This is a genomic window from Bacteroides sp. OM05-12, assembly GCF_003438995.1.
GTDB lineage: Bacteria > Bacteroidota > Bacteroidia > Bacteroidales > Bacteroidaceae > Bacteroides.
This window is the reverse complement of sequence record NZ_QSUN01000048.1, coordinates 1-3,839: the sequence shown is the minus strand read 5'-3', so window position 1 is coordinate 3,839 and position 3,839 is coordinate 1. Positions and strand designations below refer to the sequence as shown.

Annotated in this window: 3 protein-coding genes; all 3 read right to left on the bottom strand. The window is 48.5% G+C overall.

Annotation, left to right across the window (positions count from 1 at the left end; all coding sequences use genetic code 11):
* Positions 1-1,040, bottom strand: a 1,040-nt coding sequence (locus DXB63_RS17615; protein ID WP_147332313.1) for a fimbrial protein, incomplete at its 3' end; no start/stop codon positions are given.
* 149 nt (positions 1,041-1,189) lie between these two features.
* The gene (locus DXB63_RS17610; RefSeq protein ID WP_122127693.1) at positions 1,190-2,956 is read right to left on the bottom strand and encodes an Mfa1 family fimbria major subunit; all 1,767 of its coding nucleotides are present in this window, start codon (positions 2,954-2,956) and stop codon (positions 1,190-1,192) included.
* 85 nt (positions 2,957-3,041) lie between these two features.
* Positions 3,042-3,839 (bottom strand): FimB/Mfa2 family fimbrial subunit (locus tag DXB63_RS17605; RefSeq protein ID WP_147332312.1); only part of this gene is annotated, 798 nt, incomplete at its 5' end.

Below are 3,839 nucleotides of genomic sequence, written 5' to 3'. Positions count from 1 at the left end.
ACACTCGTGATATTGAACACGTAACGGTGGTTGCGGAAGATATCCAGCAGCGTGTCGTCCGTCTTCCCGTCTCCCAGAAAGTCGATGCGGTAGTAGGTTTCCGACACATTATCAAAGTTATCATCCGTATCCGTATAGAGCCCTCCCACGATGATACAGCAACGTTCCTGCAACGATTTCTTGCTACCGTCAAACGTATGATTCTTCACCTCGGGCAGATAAATCTCATGGTCGGTCTGTTTCCAGCCATTTACCGAGTAATCCACATAGTTGTCGGGAGTATATACCGAAGCCGTACCGGGAATGCTGATAGTGCCATACCCCAACAGCGGAGCGACATATCCCTTATCCAGGCTGTTATAGACTCTCGCACTCGTCAGTCTGAAACGCTTCGAGCCGTCCGCCACAGGATTATCGTCGGGCACGGTTCCGTCACCGCTGTCCTTCTGGAAATTGACACCGATATCCACACGGGCTACGGCACGGTAAAAGGAGATTGTTCCGAAGTTGGTATCACTGTCGATGACTTGCGGGATGCTTTCACCCCACATCGGGAGTGTAGTACCTTCGCTATGTGGAAAACCGGGATTACCACCGGTAGTAGCGGCAAATGTGCATTGCTCCAACACCTCCGTTTGGGTAGGATTGCCGGAAGGGTTCACCTCATCCGCATTCGCCAGCAGCACAAGATAATAGGACTCTCCCCGAACACTCTTTTTCAACCGTACATAGACTTTACCGTCCGAGACAGCATCCGGCGTACCGAGCTCCGCCTTGTACTGGAACTGGTCCACAGCGTTGAATACCAGCACCTGGAGATTATCGATGGCCGATTCGTCGGCGACGGAGAGGGCGCGTGTACGGGTACCCGCATCACCGGGAACGTTGATACGCAAACTGATATATACATCGTCCTCCGCAGAAGACCGGTTCGGGCATTCATCCGATTCGCAGGAAAGAACGGCAAACAGGCAGGCTCCCAGACACAACGTCTGCCGAAAGACAGCAAAGGAGGTTCTTAAAATTCGTTTCAGCTTCATTCTCTTATCATTTATATATATTTATTGTTCCGCCCGTCCCCCGAGGGTACGGTGCCGGCCTTCTTGCGAGTCCGGAGCGGAATCTTTTTGGATGAAAGGCGGTTAAACAGGATATCTTTTTCCGCCTTTCATAAGGATGGGCAAAGGGATTATTTGCCTAAATCCTCAATATCCATATTCTTGCCTACCCATTTGTAAACATTGATCTTACACTGCATGAAGGTAGTAGCTTCACCTACCGGTTGTTCCTGGTTCTCTTCACCCGGAAGGTCTACGTTGCCACCGTCATTCTCGCCGATCTTGGCTACGCTCTGGATGTCTACATGGTAAGATACGTTACGCATTACAGAGTAATACATAGGATGCGCCTTAGCATAGCCATATGTAAAGACATTGATACGGTAGTAACAATTCAAACCTACGGAAGAAGCGCCGTCCGAAGCAGTGTTATATACACCGATGGTAAGAGGAGCCAAATTAAAGTTAGCATCCTCAGTAGCATCGGTATCACCCATTTTCACGTTCCATCTCTTCATGACAACGGCATAGTTGCCTTCTTTCGTTTCACCGTTTATCTTAACCTGCTCAAGGTAAGCGTATACGGCAGATTGAGGAGTGGCAATAGCAGTAGTATATCCGGCTTCATCTCCACAGAATACAACATCGGCAGCTTTGATATCGCTTTCTATCGAATATTTTTCTGCAACTCTGCGGGCTACCAAGGCTTTGATATAGTCGCTGATAGCCGTGTTATCAGAAGCAGTCAAACCAAGGTTGGTACCTGCAAATGAAGGGAACGCCACACTGTATTCATAAGAGAAGATAGCGCGTTTACCTGCCTCCAAAGTATTGGCGGTATAAGTAAAGTCACGCGTTGTATGATCGTATCCGTCGACAATGTATTTGCTGTCTGTCGGAACATATACGCCGTTTACCAATACATAAGTGGTATTTCCAACTACAGCCTTACCCTGTTCGTGAGTATTCTCAGACAAATAGATTGTTTCACCCGGTGACTTATAATCCGAATTTTCCATCTCAAACCAGTTATTACCCCAGTTGGAAGTTCCGTCAGGTAAAGAATAACCGGGAGTAGGATATACTCCGTTCGCATCTTCGGATTGCAGGAAATAGTAAGTGTTCTTACTCAAATTGTTCACCTTGTACTGTACGTTTGAGAAGGTAGCCAACGGAGCCGATACCTCACCTACAGGCAAAGAAGTAGTGGCATCACTTGAACCCAGCTTCAAATCCAATTTGGCAGCGTTTCTGTTAACATACAGGGTAACCACATTGTTAGCTTCCAAATTCGTATTGGAGCTTAAAGCATTTGTTACTTTCTCCTTGCTGATACCGGAATGAAGCGTAACTTCAGCTGTTCCAGTCATCATCATGGAAGTTGTGGAAAGCAAACCGCCGGTAGTCAACGAAGTATAATCGTCAGCCGTACGTTGTGCCTGCAAGAATTCGGACAGTGTTGTTGATCCGACAGTTGCAGAAGGAGCACCCTGCTGGTTCAGGATAACACAGAATGTCTTAGTTCCGGAAGTGACTTCCATCGGTGTACTGGAAGCCAATTTGGAAGCGTCATAGTCGGCATCCGTATTATTTACCAAATCCGTGGATGAATAAGTTTTCTTCAGTTCCAATTTGCCGGCCTGGTTAAAGATATACAAATCCAATGATTCCACTGCCGTTTCAGATCCAACTGAGGTAGACTCGCTACCATTCTCACCGATACCGTTAGCACGGGTGCCTACAGCTTCACCGATCGAGAAATTCAGCATGGCCCAGGTCTTTTCACCGGAAACCCCGCCGTTTATATCCGGACCGTCTCCGGTGATGTCATCATTACTACAAGATGCCATAGCCAAAGAAGCCACGAACAACATACCAAAAAATTTACTTAACTTCATGTTCTTAAAAAATTAATTTGTTAATAACTCAATTCAATTCTCTTTTATATATTCACCTAGTCTTTTTCTATATTGCTCTTTACCGTTATAATTCGCTCTGCAGGTCGCTGATCACCCAGCCATTGATGACGATTCCCAAAACCGACCAGGAATCGCCATGCGTATGGTCGCTATCCAAGCAGCAGAAATCGATGTCCACATTGAAATGGTCCTCACGGTCCAGCTGTTCCTGTGTGTCGTAATGGCCCGTCAAGCGGATCAGCTCCACAAGGCTGCGGGTATAGCGCCGCGTCACACTGCCGTCGGGCGATACCTCGCCCACAGAGAGCTTAGCCGTACTGCCTTCCGACATCAGTCTTCCCACGCGGAAATCGGCGCGGACGGAAGCATAGTCCACAGGGCTCTCCTCTTCCGAGGGAAGCAGTTGGGGCATATACGTCAGGAAGCGTTCACGAAGGGGACGGCAGGTGAAGTCGTACTCACCGTTCTTGATTTCCAGATAAGGCAGCGTGTTATCCTCATGTCCCTTATAGGTACAGTAAATACCGTCATGGTCTTTCCAGCGAATACGGACACGTACGTCGTTCGTCACCCGCAGCAGGTCGATGGAGTCGTGTACCGTCTTACCGTTCTTCACATGCACTTTCTCCTCCCGTGTCCTACCGAAGAACAGGCTCTCGGGCATATCCGGCACTTTATAGGCGCTCTCATTCGACGTAGGGGCGACAGTCAGTTTCATACGCGCCTCTTCCAGTGTGGTTACACCGGGGATAAATGCATCGGAAAGCCATGCCGTACCGCCGTTGCACCAGGAAAGGACGGTATAATCGCCGCCGGGCAAGGTCAGCCGGTAATGGTAACCGTTAGTGAAAGCGGTTTTGGG